This window comes from Roseomonas sp. KE2513 (assembly GCF_016107305.1).
In the GTDB taxonomy this organism is placed as follows: Bacteria; Pseudomonadota; Alphaproteobacteria; order Acetobacterales; family Acetobacteraceae; genus Roseomonas.
Map to the genome: position 1 here is coordinate 1 of NZ_RCVR01000151.1, position 1029 is coordinate 1029.

Annotated in this window: 1 protein-coding gene; it reads left to right on the top strand. The window is 68.9% G+C overall.

Annotated elements, in window-relative coordinates; all coding sequences use genetic code 11:
- The first annotated feature begins 443 nt into the window (after positions 1–443).
- Entirely contained in the window at positions 444–896 is a 453-nt protein-coding gene (locus D9599_RS30685) for a hypothetical protein (protein WP_198385126.1), read from the top strand.
- Positions 897–1029: the final 133 nt, after the last annotated feature.

The window sequence follows — 1029 nt, forward strand, 5'->3', positions numbered from 1 at the left end:
ACCTCCGCAACAGCCGTGCACTGCAAACGCAACAGGGTGGTAGCAGTCCGGCCGCACTCTGGCAGGAATGTATGCTGGCCGCGGCTGTTGAAAGCGCTTAGACGGGACAAGCCGCATGTCGTGGGTCCCATGAGCCAGGGCACGCTCTCGTGGCCGAGCAGCGGAATGGGCGGAGCGGGAAAGGACGATCGCGGGCCGGGGTTCCAAATAGTCCTGGCGAAGTCCAGGCGGCTCGGAAGGGTGCTGGTGGCGGCGCGCCTCAGCAGCCCCAGAGAGATGTCTGCCTTGGCTAGGATACGCTCACAATCAGCTTGGCTTCGTCGCAGAATGGAGCAAAGCGTCAGCTGCGCAGAGGCACTTTCCTCCCGCGCCACCCTGACCACCTCTGGTCAGGGCTCTGGGTCGTAGGACCCGACGGTCGGGTCCGCCCCAGGGACTTGACGATGACGAAGCCACTCTCCCCCACCCAGGCGCAGATCTTCAGCGCCGCCGCCCGGCACCCGGATGGGCTGGCCGAGGCGCCGAAGGCCTTGCCAGCCGCTGCCCGCAACGCGGTGTTCGGTAGCCTGCTCAGGGTGAGGCTGTTGGAGGAGGCGCTCTGTTCGGATGGTGCCCGCAGAGAGCTCCGGATCACCACGGCCGGGTTCGCCGCGGTGGGTGGAAGTGGACCGGACGAAGTGACTGGATCGGCCGCTGTGGACACGCGGGAGGGCGGCGGGGCCGAGAAGGCGACGCTGGGCACGTTGGAGCCGCAGGAGGCGCCTGCGAGTGCGTCTCCGAGCCCAAGGTCCGACAGCGTGCTCCGGGCTGCCGCGACGGCTGTGCTGTCGGCGTGGGATGAGGGGAGGGTCTGCCCGGTCTGCCCGGCGCCGTCACGGCCCTGCACGCTGCTCTGAGCCGGTCTGGCGCGACCCGCTCTGCCCAGGCCCCCTCAGCGCCGCGTCGCCTACGCGAGAGCGCGAAGCAGGCGAAGGTTCTCTCCCTTCTACGTCGGCAGGAGGGCACGACCATCGCCCAGGTCATGGAGGC

What these genes read in the sequence shown, in the direction of transcription:
- D9599_RS30685 (WP_198385126.1), top strand. Translation starts at nt 444, where the DNA reads ATGACGAAGCCACTCTCCCCCACCCAGGCGCAGATCTTCAGCGCCGCC.